This is a genomic window from Stenotrophomonas sp. TWI1183, from assembly GCF_039673115.1.
Lineage (GTDB): Bacteria > Pseudomonadota > Gammaproteobacteria > Xanthomonadales > Xanthomonadaceae > Stenotrophomonas > Stenotrophomonas maltophilia_AA.
The window spans coordinates 122,748-143,001 of the sequence record NZ_JBDJKZ010000005.1 but is presented as its reverse complement, the minus strand read 5'-3'; the positions used below and the strand labels follow the sequence as shown (position 1 = coordinate 143,001).

The window sequence follows — 20,254 nt, the reverse complement described above, 5'->3', positions numbered from 1 at the left end:
GAGCGTCACTTTTCCGAGAAAATGTGATCTTCATCACGTTGCACTGGCTAGCTCCGGCAACTTGGCCTACGATTTGCGTGATGGAAGTCACATTCGTTGGTCATCACATGGAGCTGTCTAGTGAAGGTGCTATCTGTTTTCGGAACGCGTCCTGAAGCTATCAAGATGGGGCCGCTGGTGCGCGCACTGCACGCCGCGCCGGGAATCGAGTCCATCGTCTGCATCACCGGCCAGCACCGGGCGATGCTCGACCAGGTCATGTCCCTGTTCGAGATCCACCCGGATCACGACCTGGATGTGATGGTCGCCGACCAGACGCTCAACGGCCTGTGTTCCCGGCTGTTCGCCAAGCTCGACGCGTTGTACGAAGCGGTAGCGCCGGATCGCGTGCTGGTGCACGGCGATACCAGTACGGCGATGACCGCCGCGTTGGCCGCCTTCCATCGCCGCATTCCGGTGGCGCATGTGGAAGCCGGGTTGCGGACCGGTGACCTGCAGCAGCCCTGGCCGGAAGAAATGAACCGCCGCGTCATCGACGTGGTCGCCGACCATCTGTTCGCGCCGACCGACAGCTCACGCTACAACCTGGAACAGGAAAACCTGGCCGGGCGCATCAGTGTCACGGGCAACACCGTCATCGATGCACTCAAGCAGACAGTCAAGCGGATCGACGAGGATGCAGCGCTGCGCGCATCGATCGATGCGCAGTTCCCGTTCCTGCAGCCCGAGCGCAAGCTGCTGCTGGTCACCGGCCATCGCCGCGAGAACTTCGGTGGCGGTTTCGAGAACATCTGCCGCGCGCTTGCGGAACTGGCACGGCGCGAAGACCTGCAGATCGTCTACCCGGTGCATCTCAATCCGAACGTGCAGGGGCCGGTCCATGCGCACCTGGGCGGCCTGGACAACGTGCATCTCATCGCGCCACAGGATTACCTCAATTTCGTCCGCCTGATGCAGCGCGCGCACGTGGTGCTGACCGATTCCGGTGGCGTGCAGGAAGAAGCCCCCGCGCTGGGCCGCCCGGTGCTGGTGATGCGCGATGTCACCGAGCGTCCCGAAGCGGTGCAGGCCGGCGTCGTACACCTGGTCGGCACCGATCCCGACCGCATCGTTGCCGCCGTGCACGCGGCCTGCGACCGGCCGGCCGTGGCCGCCCACTTCATCCCGGATGCCAGCCCCTACGGCGATGGCCGTGCCTCGGCACGCATCGTCGCCGCGCTGCGCGGTGAGCCGTTCGATGAGTTCGTGGCCGCCCACGTCTCTGCCGTTTCCCACTCCTCCCTTTCAGAAGTGACGCCATGACCCAGACCAACCGTAGTACCGATCGTTTCCGCAAGGTATTACCGCTGGCCCTGGTGATGGCCCTTCCACTCAGTCCTGTCCACGCTGCCGACACCCCGGCCGGTCAGTTCACGGAGTGGGCCGCCGATGCCACGGTGACCCGCAGCATGACGCTGCGTGAGTTGGGTTTCCGTCAGCCGCTGACCCTCAGTGGCCAGGAAAGCCAGCGTGAGATCTATCTGCCGGTACCGGCGGGCGTGCCGACCCGCGACGCGCAGCTGCAGCTCGATGGGCGCTACGTGCGCGGCCATACCGGCCGCAGCTCGGGGTTGTGGTCGGTCGATGGCGACCCGGTCGCCGCGCGCTCGATCACCGATGCGCAGGGCGATGCCAGCCAGCTGCTCGGCATCGACGGCCTGCCGCGCGACAACGGTTTCGTCCGCGTGGGCGTGGGCTGGTGGTCGGTGGTATCGGATTACCGATGCGCCGATCAGAGTGCCCCGGCCAACGTATTGCGGTTGTCGCCGGAGTCGCGTTTCAGCTACAGCTTCGATGGTCGCGCGGTGAACACCGTGGCCAAGGCCTGGGGCGCACTGCCCACACGGGTACGCCTGCTGGTCGATGGCAAGGCGCTGCAGGCGCCGGCCTATGACGCGGCGTGGCGGGTAGGTGCGGCGCTGCGCAACGGCGGCAAACAGGTCGACGTGGTGGCGCTGCCGGTGGTGGGTGGCACGGTCGATCTGACCGGGATCAGCATTCCGGCCAGCCTGCAGGCTGTTCCGGCCTACGCGGCGCTGGCCGCCGGCGGCAGCCAGCATCGCATCGCCTCGCTGGCCGAAGTCGGCGCCCTGCTGTCGCTGCGCGACAGTGGTCCGCTGGCCGTCGACGTGGCCATCAGCACCGATCCGCTGCGTGCCGCCGTACGGGCCGCGCTGGATGCGCTGGCGGTCGAGGTGGGGGCCAGTGGCGGCGATGCCGCCGCGGCGTTCACCGCGTGGCGCGGCAGCGACATGGTCGCGCTGGAGAAGGGCGCCGGCGGCGCATCGGTCAGCGTTGCGGCGGTGGCCGGGCGCCCGACCCTGGTGGTCGCCGCCGAGGCCGGGGCGAAGGTTGCCGGGCTGCTCACCGAGCAGTGGCGCGCGTATGCACTGGGCCGCACCCTGCAGGTGGCCCAGGCCACCCCGCCGGCGGTGGGCGAGAACGCGGTGCTGCTCAGCCGCCTCGGCAACATGTCCGGTACGCTGGACATCGTGACCCGCGGCGACCGCACCGCCAGCTTCGAGCTGGGCGCATTGTCGGCCGATGGCCGCCTGCCCGACCAGGTCGTGGTCGATGTGTCGGCCGCACCCAACGCGGCCGGGCAGGGCGCGGTGGCCAGCATCTATTTCAACGATTACCTGCTGGGCGCCAGGGTGCTCGCCGCCGACGGCAAGCCGCAGCGGCTGGTCGCCAAGGTTCCGGCCTATGCATTGGCGGCCCGCAACGAAGTGCGCGTGAGTTTCCTGCGCCAGCCGGCGCGTCCGTATTGCCACGATCCGGCCACCGCGTTCCCGGTGTCGATCCTGCCCAGCAGCCACCTCACGCTGGCCAAGCGCACCCTTGATATGGACTTTGTCGGCGCGGCCAGCCAGCTGGCGCATGCCAACGAAGTGTTCGTGCCGGCCACCTGGCTGCAGGACGCCCCGGCGTCGTTGGCCAAGGTCATCGCCATCGCCAGCGCGGTTGGCGTGTCGGCGCAGGCGGCCGAACTGAAGGTGGTCGATGCCGGCACCGCGATCACCCCGGGTCACCCGTACCTGGCCTTCGCGCTGGCCCCGTCCGGCGTCGACCCGGCCGGACTCAAGGACGGTCGCCTGGTGGTCGGCGGCGGCAAGCAGCCGTTGCTCGATCTGGCCGGACTGGACCGCGCCGCTGCGGTGCAGGTGGTGGATGCCGGCGGCCACACCGGCGTGATCTACAACGACCTGGGCGCGCAGGGACCGCTGCTGGACCAGCCGTTCCGCCTGCTGCGCGGTGATCTGGCCGTGCTGGATGGCAGCGGTGTGGTGACCGACTTCGACAGCAAGGATCCGTATGGCGCGCGCGTGGCCGATGCCGGCAACCCGCAGCCGTGGTGGCAGCAGCACATGGTGTGGTTGCTGGTCCTCGTCGGGTTGGTCGTGTTCGCGCTGCTGGCCGCCCGCGTCACCCAGATCCGCCGCCGCCGCAAGTCCGGCAACACGGGGCACTGACCGCCGTGGACGGTCTGTCCTGGAACATCCAGCTGGCCAACTACTACGCCACCCTGGAAACGGTGGCGGCGGCAGTGGCCGTGCTGATCCTGATCTCCAGCCTCGATGACCTGTTCATCGATGTCTGGTACTGGGTCCGCGAAAGCTGGCGCACCCTGACCGTCAAGAAGCGTCGCGAGTATCGTCCGCTGACCCAGCAGGACCTGCTGCAACGCCCCGAACAGCCGTTGGCGATCATGGTGCCGGCCTGGGCCGAGTACGACGTGATCGCGCAGATGGTGGAGAACATGATCGATGTGCTCGACTACCGCGAGTACATCGTCTTCGTCGGCACCTATCCCAACGATGCCGAGACCATCGCCGAAGTGGAGCGCATGCGCCGGCGTTACAAACGCCTGCGCCGGGTGGAGGTGCCGCATGCCGGCCCGACCAGCAAGGCCGATTGCCTCAACTGGCTGATCCTGTCGATCTTCGATTATGAAAAGCGGCACGATATCGAGTTCGCCGGGGTGATCCTGCATGACAGCGAGGACGTGCTGCATCCGATGGAGCTGCGCTTCTTCAACTACCTGCTGCCGCGCAAGGACATGATCCAGCTGCCGGTGACCTCGCTGGACCGCGAGTGGTACGAGCTGATCGCCGGCGTGTACATGGATGAGTTCGCCGAATGGCATGCCAAGGATCTGGTGGTGCGCGAGAGCGTGTCGGGCATGGTGCCCTCGGCCGGCGTCGGCACCTGTTTTTCGCGCAAGGCGCTGCTGGCCTTGAGCGCGGCCACCAACAACCAGCCGTTCAACACCGACAGCCTTACCGAGGACTACGACGTGGGCGCGCGCCTGGCGGCGATGGGCATGCATTCGATCTTCGCCCGGTTCCCGGTGCAGTTCCGCGTGCGCCGACCCTCGTGGTTCGGCTGGGGACCGGTGCGTGAAAGCACCCAGTCGATGGCGCTGTGCGTGCGCGAGTATTTCCCCGACAACTTCCGCGCCTCCTACCGGCAGAAAGCGCGCTGGGTGCTTGGCATCGGCCTGCAGAGCTGGGAAACGCTGGGCTGGCGCGGCTCGCTGGCGACCAAGTACCTGCTGGCGCGCGACCGCAAGGGCATCGTCACCTCGTTCGTCAGCATCATCGCCTACATCATCTTCCTGCAGCTGCTGCTGTTCTGGCTGCTCAAGGTGACCGGGGTGTGGACCACCCAGTTCCCGACCATCTTCCAGGCCGGTACCTGGCAGATGAACATCGCCCTGATCACCACCGCCGCCCTGGCCAGCCGCGTGGTGCAGCGCTTCTACTTCGTCAACAAGCTGTACGGGTGGGAACACGCGTTGATGTCGATCCCGCGCATGGTGGTCGGCAACATGATCAACTTCATGGCCACCGCGCGTGCGTGGCGCATGTTCCTGCTCTACCTGCTGTTCGGCAAGCGCATGGTGTGGGACAAGACCATGCACGATTTCCCCAGTGCTTCGCAGCTGGTTCAGACCCGCAAGCGGCTGGGCGAACTGCTGACCACCTGGCAGGCGGTCGAGCCGGAGCGCCTGGAACAAGCACTGCAACAACAGCAGGGCGGGCGCCAGCAGCCGCTGGGCCGCATCCTGGTCTCGCAGGGCTGGCTGGACGATGAAACGCTGGCCGAAGCCATCGCCTTCCAGGGCGACCTGGCGCGTGCCGTCATCGACGTGGACTACCTTCAGGCCGGGCAGTTCCCGCTTTCGGTGGAAGCGTGCGTGCAGTGGCGCCTGTTGCCGCTGCCGGGCAGCACGGCCGATACCCTGTCGATCGCGGTGGCCAACCCGCTCAGCGAGGCCGAGCAGGCGCAGCTGCTGCACGACGTGCACGCGACTGCCGTGGAGCAGTCGATCGCGCGCGAGAGCGAGATCAATGCCGGCCTGCGTCTGATCAGCGGTGAAACCTACCGCATCGACGCGGTGCCGTTGCTGGGCGATCTGCTGGTGGAAATGCGCCTGATCGCCCGGGACCAGTTCGAACGCGTGCTGGACGAGTACAAGCCGCAGCGCGATGGGCGCATCGGCGACTACCTGGTCAAGCACGGCGTGGCCACCGAAGCGGCGATCGCCGAGGCGGTGCGCGAGCAGCATCGCCGTTCCGGCCAACCTCAATACAGCGCCGACGGAGAGCTGAAGGTATGAGAACCACCCTGCTTTCCAGCGTGATCGCGCTGGGCCTGATCGGCCTGGGCAGCGCCACTGCCTTCGCGCAGGAACCGCTTCCGCTGTCGGGGAACGCGTACCGCATCGCCGAGCAGGCATTCGGTGCGTACGACCGCGGCGATTTCCAGCAGGCCTACCGCACGGCCAGCGAAGCAGTGCGCCTGCGCCCGGACGTGGCGCGGCTGCGGCTGCTGCAGATATATGCGGCGCAGAAGCTGGGCCGTGCCGACGAGGTGCGTGCGCTGGCACGGCGCGCGATCGCCGATGGCATCGCCGATCCGGCCCTGCCGGGGCTGGCCGCCGCCGCGCCGCGTGGCGGCACCGCTACCGGCACCGGCGTGCGTGGGGCTGCCGCGGCCCGCCCGACCGCGGCCGAGCTGGCCTACCAGCGCGCGTTCCCGCTGGCGGCACAGGCCTATGAGGCGTTCAACAGCGACCGCATGGAAGAAGCCGCCAGCAAGGCCGAGCAGGCGTTCCGCCAGCAGCCGCAGCAGGGCGCCTGGGCGATCCTGTGGGTGGCCTCTTTGGAGGCGGGCGGAAAGCTCGATGAGGCGCAGCAGGCCGCCGCCACGGCATTGACGCTGGGCGCACCGAACCGCACCGATATTCTCGCCGCGCAGCTGCGCATCCAGCGCGAGCAGGCCGTGGTGCCTGCGCAGGAAGGCTACCAGGCGCTGATCGCCCTGCGTCCGCAGGATGCAGTGGCGCCCGCACGCCGGGCCGTGGCACTGGCCCCGGAGTCGGGCAGCCATCGCCTGCTGCTGATGACCGCGCTGCTGCTCAGCGACCAGCTGCCCGAGGCGGTCGATGCCGCCTCCGACGCGATCGCGCAGGACGCCGACGACACCAATGCCCTGGTGATGCGCGGTTACCTGCAGCAGCGGCTGGGACGCAGTGCGCAGGCCAATGCGGATTTCGACCGCGTGCTTGCCCAGGATTGGCTGGATGGCCAGCAGCAGCGCAACGTGCGGCTGCTGGCGGTGGATGCGGCCCTGGCCGCGGGCGACCGCGACCGTGCCGAGCAGCTGCTGGCACCGCTGAAGGCCGATCCGCTGACAGATGAAGATGCCGATACCCGCCGCGCCATCGCTGATGCGGTGGCCCTGCGCACCCGCGCGCTGCGCTCGACGCGGCCGGGCCTGGCGCTCACCGAGGCGACCTATCCGGCACCGATCCAGCAATGCCGTGAAACGCCCTATGGCACGCAATGCGAGCTGACCCCGACCGACCTGCAGGGCGAGGGCGGCGCAGCCCAGCGTGCCTATGCGGCCTTTGGCCGGCAGGACTACCAGCAGGCCATCGAGGAGGCGCGCAAGGCCGTGCAGGCCGCGCAGGACAGCGCGCCGCTGCAGGCCTTGTTGACCACCTCGCTGGCCGCGGGCGACCGCAGCCAGCAGGCCGAAGCACGCCAGCGCCTGGATACCGCACTGGCCACCACGCCGGAGGATGCCGGCCTGCTGATGCAACGTGGCTATCTCAACCAGCGCGCCGGTGATCCACGCCATGCACTGGGCGATTTCCAGGCGGCGGAGGCGACCGGCAAGGCACCGCCGACGGTGGTGCTGGACCAGGCCTACGCCAACGCTGCACTGGGCCAACACACCGAGGCGGTGACCCTGCTGCGCGGTGCGATCGACAGTGCCGACGCAGGCACGTTGCCGCTGGACACCGCGCAGCGCTACAACACGCGCAGTTCCATCGCCAACTACTCGCGCGAGTGGGGCATGACCTTGTCGGCCGGCTACCGGGGCGCACGCCAGGCGGCGACCAATCTGGGCGGTGCGGCGATCAGCACCCCCGGCGATTCGGTGTTCGGCACGCTCGAAGCGTTCTGGCGACCCGAGAAAACCAACAACCGCCATGGCACGCTGGAGCTGTATGCGCGCCTGGCCAACACCCTGTACGACGAAGGCGGCACCTTTGAATCGCTGCAGGCGATCGACCCGTGCACCGGCATCCCCAGCGAGGATGCGCGCGCGCGCGCGGAGCGACTCAGCCGCTCGCGTTCGATCGCCGGCTGGCCGTCCACCATCGGCTCGTTCGGGGCGCGCTACACCTTCGGCCAGACCGGACTGAGCGCCGGCCTCGAGCGCCGCCAGTTCCTTGGCACGGCGACCCGCAACGGCGGCGTCTATCCGGATTCTGCGGCCATCCAGTGCCGCATCCAGGTGGAGTCGAGCCAGCCGCTGCAGATGACCACCGCGGCCCGCTACCGGCTGAAGGACAACGCCGGCGGCTGGATGTCCTACCTGACCTACGGCTTCTACCACGGCACCGGCGTGCGTACCGACGTCAACCAATGGTGGACGCTCAGCGGTTACGCCCAGGCCGGCTTCACCTGGGATGACAACCGTGCGCAGTTCAGCGTCGATCAGATCGACAGCAACGGCGACACGGTCGCGCGGCTGACGGACTCCGAGGGGCGCCTGCGTCGCCAGCAGTGGTTCGGTGCGGCCGAACTGCGCGCAGGACGCAGCTATCGCTTCGGCGCCGACCAGACCCGCTGGGTACTCAGCCCGTATCTGGTGATCGGCGCGGACTGGATCGACCAGCGCTCGAAGGTGCGGGGCATCGCGTATCCGCTGATCGGCGCGCAGTCCTTCGACCTCTCCGACACCGATCGCAGCTGGTCGCTGGGCGCGGGTCCCGGCGTGGGCGTGCGCTACTGGTTCCGCGAGGACCACTACAACGCGGCGCGGTCCTACCTGGACCTGGCCGTGCAGTACCGGTTCGCCCTCGGCGGCGGCGATACGCAGCGCGCCAAGGGGCTGTTCGCCACCGCTACCCTGTACTACTGACATGGAAAAGGCATGATCGACATGGACAAGCATTCCCCGCTCGAACCCACCTCGCCACGCCGTCGCCTGCGTGCGCGCCTGCCGCTGCTGGCAGTGTTGTGCGCGTTGGCCGGTGCGGGTGCCGCGCAGGCGCAGGCACCGGCCAAGCCCACGCCGCCGGCCGCGGCCGCCAAGGACGACTCGGCCATCGTGCTGGTCGGCAAGGACGGCTGGTTGTTTCCGGCCTGGGGCAGCCTCAGCGACGTGGACATGCAGGCGGTCGACGCGTCGACCCGCCTGATCGCCGAGGCCAAGGCCCGCCTTGCCGCACGCGGCATCCGCCTGGAACTGTTGTTGCTGCCGGACAAGGTGCTGTTCTACGAAGATCGCCTGCCCGAGGGCAAGGTGGTGAGCGCCTCGGTTGAAAAGCGCTACGACACGCTGCTGGGTTCGCTGCAGAAGGCCGGCGTCGAAGCGCTGGATGCGCGCAAGGTACTGGCCGGCGTCCACGCCGCGGGCAGCGATGTCTTCTATCGCAGCGACCAGCACTGGACCCAGGCTGCCGCCGATGCCACCGCCGATGCGCTGGCGGCACGGATCAAGCAGGCCGTCCCGAACCTCGCGGGTGAACCGGGCTCGGGCACGCCGCTGGGCAAGGAAACCCGTGAACGCCGCTATGGCGATCTGGCGGAGCTGTTCCTGCCGCCGGAACAGCGTGCCGCGGTCGGCCGCGAGACCTTCACCGTCCGCCGCGTCGCGGAATCGCAGGGTCTGCTCGACAGCGGCAAGGCTCCGGTGCACGTGACCGGGCACAGCATGGTGCAGCCCTATTTCGGTTTCCCGCAGAAGCTCTCCAATGCGCTGGACCGTCCGGTGACGGTCAACTGGAAGGCCGGCAACGTCGGGCCGTGGATCATGCTGCTGGAGTACCTGGAGTCCGATGACTTCCGCACCAATCCCCCGCAGGTGCTGGTCTGGCAGATGTTCGAACCGGTATACGGATTCGGCCCGCAGGCCCAGGGCCAGTGGGACAACGCCTCGATCATGACGCCGCAGCAATGGACCGCGCGCTTGAACAAGGCACTGGGGCAGTAACCCGATGAGTGCACGTCCCGGCGCGCCCGCGCCCCTGCCACCGGCCGCGCCGGCCCGTGCCCATCTTCCCACCACCGTGGTGGTGATCGTGCTGCTGGTCATCGGCCTGCTCGCCGGTGGCTGGATGCTGGGCAAGGCGAAGATCCCCGCCGCGTCGCTGGCCCCGGCGCGCTGGGCCGACGGCGAAGCCGGCCGCGCGATCAACGAAGCGCTCAAGCTGCCGGTACAGGCCCAGGCCGACCTCGCCACGGCGGCGCTGCGCTATCGCCTGCTGGGCGATCTCGGCCCGCAGGTCGCGCTCGGCTGCCCGGACTGGCTGTTCTACCGCGATGGCCTGCGCCCGCAGCCCGGTGCCGGCGCGCAGGTGCTGGCCCAGCGCGTACGGCTGATGCAGCACTGGTCGGCCCAGCTCAAAGCGCAGGGTGTACAGGTGCTGGTGGTGGTGGTGCCGGACAAGTCGCGGGTCGAACAGGCACACACCTGCGGGCTGCGCCATTCGGCGAGCATGCGTGCGCGGCTCGGCCAGTGGCAGCAGGCGCTGCACGCCGCGCAGGTGTCTTCGACCGACCTGCTGCCGGTGCTGCAGGGCGCCGACGCGCCGATGTTCTTCCGCACCGACGTGCACATGAACCGGCTCGGCGCGCAGCGTGCCGCCGATGCCGTGGCGGCCTCCGCGCTGCCGCTGCTGGGTGGCCCGGGCGGGCAGGCCTTCGAGGTCGGCGCACCCGGGCCGGCCAAGCCGCGGATGGGCGATCTGATCGTGCTGGCCGGGCTGGAAAAGGCGCCGCCGGCCTGGCGCCCGACGCTCGACCAGGAGCCGGAACAGGTGATTGCGCCGGTGCGCAGCGGCGGCCTGCTCGATGACACCCCGCCGGTGGAGGTGCTGCTGCTGGGCAGCTCCAACGGCCGCCGCAGCCTGTTCGCCGAACGCCTGGGCCATGCGCTCGGGCGCGAAGTGTGGAACCAGAGCCTGGATGGCGGGCAGTTCTCCGGCGCGTTGCTGGCCGCCTGGCCGCAGCGCGCGCAATGGCCACCGACGCTGAAGCTGGTGGTCTGGGAATTTTCTGAAATGGCCCTGTCCTTGCCGTTGACCGACGGTGAGCAGGCAACGCTGGCCGAGATCGACTGAGCGCTACGGACGATGCTTTTCAACTCCTTCCTGTTCCTGCTGGTTTTCCTGCCGATCGCACTGGGCGTGCATTACGCCCTGGGTGCGGTGCGGCCACGCCTGGCCGCGCTGTGGCTGTGCGTGGCCTCGATCGTGTTCTACGGTTGGTGGAACCCGCAGTTCGTGATCCTGCTGTCCGGCTCGATCGTCTTCAATTACCTGGTCAGCCTGGTGATCCTGTCGCTGGCCAAACGGCCGAAGCTGCAGTTGCTGGCCACCGCACTCGGCGTGGCCGCCGACCTGCTGTTGCTGGTGCACTACAAGTACTTCGCGGCGATGGTGAACTTCGTCGGCGAGATGGGCTTGAACGTCGGCCCGATGGATGCGCTGATCCTGCCGCTGGGCATTTCCTTCTTCACCTTCACCCAGATTGGCTACCTGCTCGACTGCCGCGCCGGCGTGGTCAACGACCGCAGCCCGCTCAGCTACGTGCTGTTCGTGACCTTCTTCCCGCACCTGATCGCCGGCCCCATCCTCCACCACAAGGAGATGATGCCGCAGTTCAGCAAGCGCGAAACCTACCGCTTCCATGCCGACAACCTGTCGGTGGGGGGCATGCTGTTCGTGATCGGGCTGGCCAAGAAGGTGTTGCTGGCCGACAGCATCGCCCCGTATGCGGATGCGGGCTTCGCGGCTACCGGCGAGGTCCAGTTCTGGGGCGCCTGGGCCACCGCGCTCAGCTATGCGCTGCAGCTGTACTTCGACTTCTCCGGCTACTCGGACATGGCGCTGGGCCTGGCCCGGATGTTCGGCATCCGTTTCCCGCTGAACTTCAATTCGCCGTACAAGGCGAGCAGCGTGATCGACTTCTGGGCGCGCTGGCACATGACCCTGACCCGCTACATCACCGCCTACCTGTACTACCCGGTGGCGATGGCGGTGACACGCTGGCGCACCCGCCACGGGCGTGCCACCGGACCGACCGCGGTGGCGTCGGCCGGCGGCTTCGCCTCGATGATCGTGCTGCCCACGGTGTGGGCGATGGGCCTGGCCGGCATCTGGCACGGCGCGGGCCTGCAGTTCCTGATCTTCGGCCTGCTGCATGCCGGCTACCTGTCCATCAACCATGCCTGGCGCGTGTTCGTCGTCGGCCGCAAGCCGGCCGCGCTGCGCCAGCTGCGCTGGTACCAGCACGCCGGCTACGTGCTGCTTACCTTCGCCGCGGTGCTGGTGGCGCAGGCGTTCTTCCGCGCCGACGGCGTGCACGATGCGTGGGAGCTGGTCCAGGGCATGTTCGGCATGCGCGGCTGGGAAAGCCTCGAGAACCTGGGCTACCTTGGCGGCATGGGCCTGGCCGACAGCTGGCGCCTGCTGGCCGGCCACCACGTGCAGCTACTCTACATCGTGGTGCTGCTGGCCATCGTCTGGCTGGCACCGAACGCCCAGCAGATCATGGGCGTGTACGGTCCGTCGCTGGCCAAGCCGAGCCCGGCCCCGCGTGCGTGGATGCGCTGGCAGCCCAACTGGCAATGGCTGCTGGTGATGCTGCTGATGCTGGGGCTGTCGCTGCTGAGCCTGCACAAAGAATCCCGTTTCCTCTACTTCCAGTTCTGACAAGGTGAACCCGATGGATATCCAGACCCTCCAGGCCCAGTTGATCGACATCGTCGAAGCAGTGATCGGCACCCGCGTGCAGCCGGACGAATACATGGAGTCGCTGTTCGACTCGATGTCCAAGGTGCAGCTGATGGTCGAAGTGAAAGACCGCCTCGGCGTGACGTTGCCGGTCGATGAGATCGATGCGCTGGTCGACTCGGTGCAGGTGCTCGCCGATTACGTGGCCGCGCACCAGCGCTGAGCCATCCCCCCCTGCAGGAGGCACCCGCATGCGTTTCGATTTCGACCACTGCCGCTTCGTCGCGCTGGAGCACGCGCCGCATGCGCCGGCGCTGCACGACGCCGACGGCACCCTGGACTGGGCCGCGCTGCATGCGGCGACCCAGGCATGGATCGTGCGCGCGCAGGCGGCCGGCGTGCTGCCGGGGCATGCGCTGGTGATCTCAGGGCACAAGCAGTCCGCCTTCGTGGTGGCCATGCTCGGCTGCCTGCAGATGGGCGTCACCTACGTGCCGGTGGACACCATCAACCCGGCGGCGCGGCTGCAGCGCATCACCCAGCTCACCCATGCCGGCGCGGTCTACGATGCGGCGACGGACACCTTCGCTCCCGGGGCCGACGCACCGCGCGCGCTGAGCGTGCCGGACCTGGCCTACATCATGTTCACCTCGGGCAGCACCGGCGACCCCAAGGGCGTGCAGATCGGCCGCGACAGCGTGGCGCTGTTCACCGGCTGGATCCGCGACTGCCTGCAGCTGGGCGAAGCACCGGCCTTCCTCAACCAGATGCTCTTCAGCTTCGACTTCTCGCTGTTCGACCTGTGCGGTGCGCTCGGCCTCGGCGGCAGCTGCGTGCTGTGCCCGCGCGAGGTGATCGCCGACAGCGAACGGTTTGTCGAACACCTGCGTCAGTCGGCGGTGGCGGTGTGGGCGTCCACGCCTTCGTTCGTGCGCCAGCAGATGCTCAACCCGCGCTTCAACGCCGAGCACCTGCCGTCGCTGCAGGTGTTCGTGTTCGGTGCCGAATCGCTGACCCCGCGCGTGGCCGAAGAACTGTGGGCGCGCTTTCCACAGGCGCGCATCATCAACTCCTACGGTCCCACCGAGGCCACCTGTTCCACCACCTGGGTGGAGATCGACCCGGCCCTGCGTGCGGCCGCGCCCAACCCGTTCCCGATCGGGGTGGCCAAGCCCTACGCCGAGGTCTTCATCGACGACGGCGAGATCTGCATGTCCGGCGACCACGTGATGCGCGGTTATCTGGATCGACCGGATCTCGACCAGGGGGTGTTGTTCGAGCATCACGGCAAGCGTGCGTACCGCAGTGGCGACCTTGGCGATCTCGACGACCAGGGCCGGGTGTATTTCCGCGGGCGCAAGGACGACCAGATCAAGCTCAACGGTTACCGCATCGAGCTGGCCGAAGTGGACGCGTCACTCTCCACCCTCGACGGTGTAGTGGCGGGTGCGGCGGTGGTGCTGCGCCGGCCCGACGGCAGCCTGGTGCGTATGATCGGCTTCGTCGAACTGTCCCGGCCCGGCGAGGGCGTGGTGCAGCCGCTGCCGGATGCGCTGCAGGACTGGAAGGAACAGCTGGGCCGCCGCGTTCCGCCGTACATGATTCCCTCTGAACTGATCGCCGTGGATGCGTTGCCGACCGGCAACAGCAACAAGGTCGATCGCCGCCAACTCGAGCAGCGCTATGCATTGGCGCGCACGCTCCGCAGCCAGGAACCCAAACGATGAAGCTCTCTCCGATCCCGTTCGCCCTCGCCCTGCTGGCGCTCGCGCCGCTGGCCGGCCACGCCCAGCCCGCCGGCCAGGAGGGCCGCCTGGCCCAGCTCTATGCCCCGCGGCCGCCCGCCGGCTCGGCCTTCGTGCGCGTGCTCAATCCCGGCAGTGCCGCGCTCAAGGTCGCGGTGGGCAACGGTGCCGAGCAGAGCATCGGCCCGGCCACGCGGGCGACCCGCTATGCCATCGTCGAGGGCGGCAAGCCGTTCACCCTGCGCGTGGCCGGTACCCCGCGCAGCCAGCCGAAGGTCGTGGCGGGCAGCTTCAGCACGCTGGTGCTGGACCCGGCGGCACCCTCCAAACCGCTGCTCGCGCTCGCCGACGGCGGCGGCACCAGCGACGCGCTCAAGGCGGAGATCCGCTTCTACAATCTTGCCAGCGGCTGTCCGCAGGGCCGCCTGGCGATGGCCAACAAGGGCGCGGTGGTGTTCCCGGCGGTCGCCGCCGGCAGCAGCAGCGCGCGCGGCATCAACCCGGTCAAGGCGCGCCTGGTTGCCGGGTGCGGCGGCAAGGAGAGCGCACCGGTGGCACTGCCGGCCCTGCAACCGGGGGACCACTACAGCCTGTTCCTGACCGGCAGCGCCACCGCCCCGATCCTGCAGGGCCAGCTCAGCGGCACCGACGCGGTGGGCCGCTGACCCATGCAGTCGCGTCCGGTATTCCGCGAAGACCACGAACTGTTCCGCGAGCAGGTACGGCGTTTCATCACCGCGCAGATCGCCCCGCACTACGCGCAGTGGGAACGCGATGGCATCACCCCGCGCGCGCTGTGGCGCGCGGCGGGCGAGGCCGGCCTGCTCAACTGCCAGCTGCCTGAGCCCTACGGCCTCGGCGGTGATTTCGGCCACGCCGCCTGCGTGATCGAAGAGTTGGCGCGCGCCAACTACCTGGGCATCGGTTTCTCGATCCACTCGGACATGGTCGCGCCGTACCTGATGCAGTACGCCAGCGCGCCGGTACGCGAGCGCTGGCTGCCGGCGATGGCGCGCGGCGAAGCGATCGGTGCGATCGCCATGACCGAGCCCGGTGCGGGCAGCGACCTCAAGGCGATCCGCACCCGTGCCGAACGCCAGGGCGATCACTACCTGCTCAATGGCCAGAAGACCTGGATCACCAACGGCAGCAATGCCGACGTCGTGGTGGTGGTCGCCACGGTAGCGCCCGAGCTGGGCGCGCGCGGGCTGACCCTGTTCTGCGTGGACACTGCGTTGCCCGGCGTCACCCGCGGCGCGCCGATGGCCAAGATCGGCCAGCACGCACAGGACACCAGCGAGGTGTTCTTCGAGAACGTGGCGGTGCCGGTCTCGCATCTGCTCGGCGACGAACAGCGCGGCTTCGACTACCTCGGCGAACAGCTGGCCGCCGAGCGCATGGCCATCGCCCTGCGTGCGGCGGCGTCGGCCGAAGGCATGCTGGCGGAGACCGTGGCCTACGTGCGTCAGCGCAAGGCGTTCGGCCGCTTCCTGATCGACCACCAGAACACCCGCTTCGTCCTCGCCGATGCGGCGGCGAAGCTGGCGATGCTGCGCAGCTTCCTGGACGAGTGCCTGGGGCAGCAGATGCAGGGCCGGCTGGATGCCACTGTGGCCGCGATGGCCAAGCTCAACGCAACCGAACTGCAGGGCGCGGTGCTCGATGACCTGCTGCAGTTGCACGGCGGATACGGGTACAGCAGTGAATACGGTATCGGCCGCGCCTGGACCGACGCACGTGCGTTGCGCATCTTCGGTGGCAGCAGCGAGATCCTGCGCGAGATCATCGGCCGCACGTTGTAACCGCGGCGGCCCCGGCAGGTACCGACCGTTGGTCGGTACGCCCTACGCGCGCCCTACAACCCCCAGTGCCGCCGCAGCGCCTTGGCCTGCGGCGTGTCCTGCGACAACCACGGGTCGAGCGCGTATACGAGGATGTGCTCGGCACCGCTGTCGGCCGCCCAGGCCAGCTGCCGTTCGATCCGCGCCGCATCCGCGGTCTCGCCCTTGAACTGGGTCCCGTCGCTGTTCTCGCCGGGCAGTTCGCGGAACAGCTCCACGATCGCATCGAATGCGACGCCGCGCTGGGTCAGCATCGCCAGCAGCGGCTTGAGCTGCTGCACGTTGCCGGCGCCGGCAACGCCCACGCCGTCCTGCACCATCGGCCGCAGCGGCACCCGGTCCAGCACAGTGGCCCACACCGTCTCGAGGCGGCCGGTGGTTTCCAGCCGGCTGAAGTAGGTCGAGATCGCACAGTCGCCGCCCTGCGCATGCGCGGCCTGCTGCAGGCCCTGCAGCCACTGCGCCAAGCCCTGCACGCGTGCCGCGTCGGCCCAGTGGTACTGCTCGATTTCATAGGGCACGTACCAGCCACCGAAGGCCTGCAGGCGCGCCCACGGTGCCTGTGCCAGCCACTGCTGCGCGCGTCCCAGGCTGTCGGCGAAGAAGGCCTGCAGGGTGGCGTCATCGCCGCCGATCGCCTTCCACCAGGATTGTTCGAACGGCAACCCCATCCGCACCGTCATGCCGGCTTCGCCCGCGGCGGTAAACACCATCCGCAGGCTCGCATCGGGCAACTGCCAATCGCCTTCCGGGGCGCCGTGGATGCCCGCCCACTGCAGCACCAGCTGTTTGCAACCCAACCGCTGTGCCAGCTGCACCGAGCGCTGCCAATCGGCCATCGTCCAGTCCAGGTGGCTGCGCCAGGGTTGCAGGAACGTGCCATCGACCTGGGTGGGGATCGAGCAGCCGGGCAGGGCGGCCAGCGCGCCGACCGCCGGCGCCAGCAGCGCCGCGCGCAGCAGCCGGCGACGCAAGGGCGAAGGCAGATCGGGAAACACGGGGGAATCGCTCATGCCGCCATCATCCCAGAGCCGCGTTGTAGAGGGGTGAACCCTGGCTTGCGCCGACGACGCTCAGCCCAGGTGGCTCATTCCAGCGCGTAGCGCAGCACGAACAGGCCGGCCACCAGCCACACGGCCGGATGCACTTCGCGCCAGCGCCCGGTGCCGGCCTTCAGCACCGCATACGCGATGAAGCCGAACGCCAGGCCATTGGCGATCGAGTAGGTGAACGGCATCGCCAACGCGCACAGCGCAGCCGGGACGGACTCGGTCAGATCGCCCCATTCCACGTCCACCAGTTCGCGCAGCATCAGCCCGGCCACGAACAGCAGGGCGGGCGCGGTGGCGTAACCGGGCACCATCTTGGCCAGCGGCGAGAACAGCAGCGCCGCCAGGAACAGCGCGGCCACCACCAGTGCGGTCAGGCCGGTACGGCCACCGGCCTGCACGCCCGAGGCGCTTTCGGCGAACGCGGTGGTGCTGCTGGTCCCGAGCAGCGAGCCGGCCACGATCGCAGTGCTGTCGGCCAACAGGGCCCGCCCGAAGCGTTTCTGTGCGCCCGGCAGCTTGAGCAGGCCGGCACGACCGACCACGCCGTACAGCGTGCCGGTGGCATCGAACACTTCCACCAGCACGAACACCAGCACCACCTGCAGCAGCACCGCCATCGGCGCGCCGCCGTCGTGGTGCAGCAGCCCGGGCAGATCGAGCTGAAGGAAGGTCGGGGCCAGGCTCGGCGGCAGCGAGATCAGCTCGGTGTACTTCACCTCGCCCAAGGCCCATGCGGCGCCCGTTACCGCCAGGATGCCGATCAGGATCGCGCCACGCACCTTGCGCGCCTCCAGGATGGCGATCAGCAGGAAGCCGGCCAGCGCCAGCAGCGGCGGCGCCGTATTGAGCGGACCCAGTGCGACCAGGGTGTCGGTGTTGGCAATGATCACGCCGGACTTCTGCAGCGCGATGATCGCCAGGAACAGGCCGATGCCGGCCACGATCGCCGCCCGCAGCGAGGGCGGAATGCCCGCCACCAGCCAGGCGCGCACGCCGGTCAGCGACAGCACCAGGAACACCAGTCCGGAAATGAAGACAGCGGCCAGTGCCTGCTGCCAGGGCAGGCCGGCCGCGCCGACCACGGTGAATGCGAAGAACGCGTTCAAGCCCATGCCGGGGGCCATGCCGACCGGGAAATTGGCGGCGAACGCCATCACCAGCGAACCCAGCGCGGCGGCCAGGCAGGTGGCGACGAACACGGCATCCGGATCCATGCCGGTGGTGGCCAGGATGTCCGGGTTGACGAAGACGATGTAGGACATCGTCAGGAAGGTGGTCAGGCCGGCCAGCAACTCGGTGCGCACGGTGGTGCCGTGCTGCTGCAGTTGGAACAGGCGTTCGGGGAGGGACATGGTGGAATCTCGTGACGATAAGGCGTCACGACCCACGGTCGTGACTTACCGGAATGCAGAACAGCCGCGCGGTGCGCGTCTGCGTCACGACCCACGGTCGTGACCTACCGGAATGCAAACGGCCGCGCAGTGCGCGGCCGTTCTTCATCCCCTTACTTCAGCGCCTTGAAGCGCAGCCGCTTCGGCGCGGCGTCGTCGCCCATGCGGCGGCGCTTGTCTTCTTCGTACTCGCGGTAGTTGCCCTGGAAGAACTCCACGTGCGAGTTGCCTTCGAAGGCCAGGATGTGGGTCGCGATGCGATCCAGGAACCAGCGGTCATGCGAAATGACGAAGGTGTTGCCCGGGAACTCCAGCAGCGCATCTTCCAGCGCACGCAGGGTTTCGATGTCCAGATCGTTGGACGGTTCATCGAGCAGCAGCACGTTGCCACCCTGCAGCAGGGTCTTGGCCATGTGCAGGCGGCCACGCTCACCACCGGACAGCGAACCGACCAGCTTCTGCTGGTCCTGGCCCTTGAAGTTGAAGCGGCCGATGTACGCGCGCGACTGGATCTCCACACCGTTGATGTTGAGGATGTCCAGGCCGCCGGCGATTTCCTGGAAGACGTTGTGGTTGCCCTCCAGCGCGTCGCGGCTCTGGTCCACGTAGGACAGCTTGACGGTCGGGCCAACCACGATCTCGCCGGTATCGGGCTTTTCCTGGCCGGTGATCATCTTGAACAGGGTCGACTTGCCGGCACCGTTGGGACCGATGATGCCGACGATCGCGCCACCGGGCACCAGGAAGTTCAGGTCGTCGAACAGCAGGCGATCACCGAACTTCTTGGAGACATTCTTGAACTCCATCACCGCATTGCCCAGGCGCTCGCCCGGCGGGATGAAGATTTCATTCGTCTCGTTGCGCTTCTGGTAATCCACCGACTGCAGCTCTTCCAGGCGGGCAAGACGCGCCTTGCCCTTGGTACGGCCGCCCTTGGCGTTCTGGCGCGACCATTCCAGTTCCTTCTGGATCGCCTTCTGGCGGGACTTTTCCTGGTTGTCTTCCTGGCGCAGGCGGTCGTCCTTCTGGGTCAGCCAGTCGGTGTAGTTGCCCTTCCACGGAATGCCGCGGCCGCGGTCCAGTTCCAGGATCCACTCGGCGGCGTTGTCCAGGAAGTAGCGGTCATGGGTGACCGCCACGACGGTGCCGGTGTAGCGCGCCAGGAACTGTTCCAGCCATTCCACGGACTCGGCGTCCAGGTGGTTGGTCGGTTCGTCGAGCAGCAGCATGTCCGGCTTCTGCAGCAGCAGGCGGCACAGCGCCACGCGGCGCTTTTCACCACCGGACAGGGTGCCGACCACGGCTTCCCACGGCGGCAGGCGCAGCGCATCGGCGGCCACGTCCAGCTGGTTTTCCAGGGTGTGCGCGTCGCCGGCGGCCAGGATCGCCTCCAGGCGCTCCTGTTCCTTGGCCAGCTTGTCGAAGTCGGCGCCTTCCTCGGCATAGGCCAGGTACACCGCGTCCAGCGCGGCCTGGGCCTGCAGCACCTCGCCCACGCCTTCCTCGACCGACTCGCGCACGGTCTTGGTCGGGTCCAGCTCCGGTTCCTGGGCCAGGTAGCCGACCTTGATGCCGGCCTGCGGACGGGCTTCGCCCTCGAAGTCGGTATCCACGCCGGCCATGATCTTGAGCACCGTCGACTTGCCCGAGCCGTTCAGGCCGAGCAGGCCGATCTTGGCACCCGGGAAGAACGACAGCGAGATGTCCTTGATGATCTGCCGCTTGGGCGGGACCACCTTGCTGACGCGGTTCATGGTGTAGATGTATTGCGAGGACATGAGGTCTCCGAAGGCGCAACCCTGCGCCCGTTCCAAACGGAACAGGAACAGATGGAAGAAAAGGATGTCCCGATTATAGCCGGAAGCGATCAGGGCCGCCGGGAGCCACCGGCCCTGGGGCTTGCCGCCGCCTGAATGCGGGGTCAAAG

General features: G+C 68.2%; 14 protein-coding genes. 11 read left to right on the top strand and 3 right to left on the bottom strand.

Annotated features, from left to right (window positions below):
* The first annotated feature begins 120 nt into the window (after positions 1–120).
* Genes wecB through ABE434_RS07030 form a run of 11 tightly spaced genes read left to right on the top strand, consistent with a single transcriptional unit; the run spans position 121 to position 15,845 of the window.
* Positions 121–1,302 (top strand): UDP-N-acetylglucosamine 2-epimerase (non-hydrolyzing), encoded by a 1,182-nt coding sequence (wecB, locus tag ABE434_RS07080; protein ID WP_346478323.1) that lies wholly within the window; start codon positions 121–123, stop codon positions 1,300–1,302.
* The gene (locus ABE434_RS07075) at positions 1,299–3,512 is read left to right on the top strand and encodes a hypothetical protein (protein ID WP_346478322.1); all 2,214 of its coding nucleotides are present in this window, start codon (positions 1,299–1,301) and stop codon (positions 3,510–3,512) included. The genes wecB and ABE434_RS07075 overlap by 4 nt, the downstream gene beginning before the upstream one ends.
* A gap of 5 nt (positions 3,513–3,517) precedes the next feature.
* Positions 3,518–5,662, top strand: a complete 2,145-nt coding sequence (locus ABE434_RS07070) for a glycosyl transferase family protein (RefSeq protein ID WP_346478321.1) — start codon at positions 3,518–3,520, stop codon at positions 5,660–5,662.
* The gene (locus tag ABE434_RS07065) at positions 5,659–8,481 is read left to right on the top strand and encodes a hypothetical protein (RefSeq protein WP_346478320.1); all 2,823 of its coding nucleotides are present in this window, start codon (positions 5,659–5,661) and stop codon (positions 8,479–8,481) included. Before ABE434_RS07070 ends, ABE434_RS07065 begins: the two co-directional genes overlap by 4 nt.
* 21 nt (positions 8,482–8,502) lie before the next feature.
* Positions 8,503–9,555 carry a twin-arginine translocation pathway signal gene (locus ABE434_RS07060; protein WP_346478319.1) on the top strand — a complete coding sequence of 351 codons (1,053 nt, stop codon included), beginning with the start codon at positions 8,503–8,505 and terminating at the stop codon, positions 9,553–9,555.
* A gap of 4 nt (positions 9,556–9,559) precedes the next feature.
* The gene (locus ABE434_RS07055) at positions 9,560–10,684 is read left to right on the top strand and encodes a cell division protein FtsQ (protein ID WP_346478318.1); all 1,125 of its coding nucleotides are present in this window, start codon (positions 9,560–9,562) and stop codon (positions 10,682–10,684) included.
* A gap of 12 nt (positions 10,685–10,696) precedes the next feature.
* Positions 10,697–12,277 (top strand): MBOAT family O-acyltransferase, encoded by a 1,581-nt coding sequence (locus ABE434_RS07050; RefSeq protein ID WP_346478317.1) that lies wholly within the window; start codon positions 10,697–10,699, stop codon positions 12,275–12,277.
* 13 nt (positions 12,278–12,290) lie between these two features.
* A complete protein-coding gene (locus ABE434_RS07045; protein WP_038690541.1) occupies positions 12,291–12,521 on the top strand; it encodes a phosphopantetheine-binding protein in 231 nt (76 codons plus the stop codon).
* 28 nt (positions 12,522–12,549) lie between these two features.
* Entirely contained in the window at positions 12,550–14,025 is a 1,476-nt protein-coding gene (locus tag ABE434_RS07040) for an AMP-binding protein (protein ID WP_346478316.1), read from the top strand.
* The gene (locus ABE434_RS07035; protein WP_346478315.1) at positions 14,022–14,708 is read left to right on the top strand and encodes an alginate O-acetyltransferase AlgF; all 687 of its coding nucleotides are present in this window, start codon (positions 14,022–14,024) and stop codon (positions 14,706–14,708) included. The genes ABE434_RS07040 and ABE434_RS07035 overlap by 4 nt, the downstream gene beginning before the upstream one ends.
* A gap of 3 nt (positions 14,709–14,711) precedes the next feature.
* A complete protein-coding gene (locus ABE434_RS07030) occupies positions 14,712–15,845 on the top strand; it encodes an acyl-CoA dehydrogenase family protein (RefSeq protein WP_346478314.1) in 1,134 nt (377 codons plus the stop codon).
* 53 nt (positions 15,846–15,898) lie between these two features.
* Here the strand turns inward: ABE434_RS07030 and ABE434_RS07025 are convergent, their stop codons facing one another.
* From ABE434_RS07025 to ettA, 3 genes are all read right to left on the bottom strand, one after another.
* Positions 15,899–16,897 (bottom strand): DUF4434 domain-containing protein, encoded by a 999-nt coding sequence (locus ABE434_RS07025; RefSeq protein WP_346478313.1) that lies wholly within the window; start codon positions 16,895–16,897, stop codon positions 15,899–15,901.
* Between the two features lie 74 nt (positions 16,898–16,971).
* The gene (locus ABE434_RS07020; protein ID WP_346478312.1) at positions 16,972–18,288 is read right to left on the bottom strand and encodes an NCS2 family permease; all 1,317 of its coding nucleotides are present in this window, start codon (positions 18,286–18,288) and stop codon (positions 16,972–16,974) included.
* Positions 18,289–18,440: 152 nt separating this feature from the next.
* A complete protein-coding gene (ettA, locus tag ABE434_RS07015; protein WP_176990420.1) occupies positions 18,441–20,105 on the bottom strand; it encodes an energy-dependent translational throttle protein EttA in 1,665 nt (554 codons plus the stop codon).
* Between the last annotated feature and the right edge of the window lie 149 nt (positions 20,106–20,254).

Bases quoted from the DNA above. Each gene is read 5' to 3' on its own strand.
- ABE434_RS07075 (WP_346478322.1), top strand. From the start codon at position 1,299: ATGACCCAGACCAACCGTAGTACCGATCGTTTCCGCAAGGTATTACCG.
- ABE434_RS07065 (WP_346478320.1), top strand. From the start codon at position 5,659: ATGAGAACCACCCTGCTTTCCAGCGTGATCGCGCTGGGCCTGATCGGC.
- ABE434_RS07060 (WP_346478319.1), top strand. From the start codon at position 8,503: ATGGACAAGCATTCCCCGCTCGAACCCACCTCGCCACGCCGTCGCCTG.
- ABE434_RS07055 (WP_346478318.1), top strand. From the start codon at position 9,560: ATGAGTGCACGTCCCGGCGCGCCCGCGCCCCTGCCACCGGCCGCGCCG.
- ABE434_RS07050 (WP_346478317.1), top strand. From the start codon at position 10,697: ATGCTTTTCAACTCCTTCCTGTTCCTGCTGGTTTTCCTGCCGATCGCA.
- ABE434_RS07045 (WP_038690541.1), top strand. From the start codon at position 12,291: ATGGATATCCAGACCCTCCAGGCCCAGTTGATCGACATCGTCGAAGCA.
- ABE434_RS07040 (WP_346478316.1), top strand. From the start codon at position 12,550: ATGCGTTTCGATTTCGACCACTGCCGCTTCGTCGCGCTGGAGCACGCG.
- ABE434_RS07035 (WP_346478315.1), top strand. From the start codon at position 14,022: ATGAAGCTCTCTCCGATCCCGTTCGCCCTCGCCCTGCTGGCGCTCGCG.
- ABE434_RS07030 (WP_346478314.1), top strand. From the start codon at position 14,712: ATGCAGTCGCGTCCGGTATTCCGCGAAGACCACGAACTGTTCCGCGAG.
- ABE434_RS07025 (WP_346478313.1), bottom strand. From the start codon at position 16,897: ATGAGCGATTCCCCCGTGTTTCCCGATCTGCCTTCGCCCTTGCGTCGC.
- ABE434_RS07020 (WP_346478312.1), bottom strand. From the start codon at position 18,288: ATGTCCCTCCCCGAACGCCTGTTCCAACTGCAGCAGCACGGCACCACC.
- ettA (WP_176990420.1), bottom strand. From the start codon at position 20,105: ATGTCCTCGCAATACATCTACACCATGAACCGCGTCAGCAAGGTGGTC.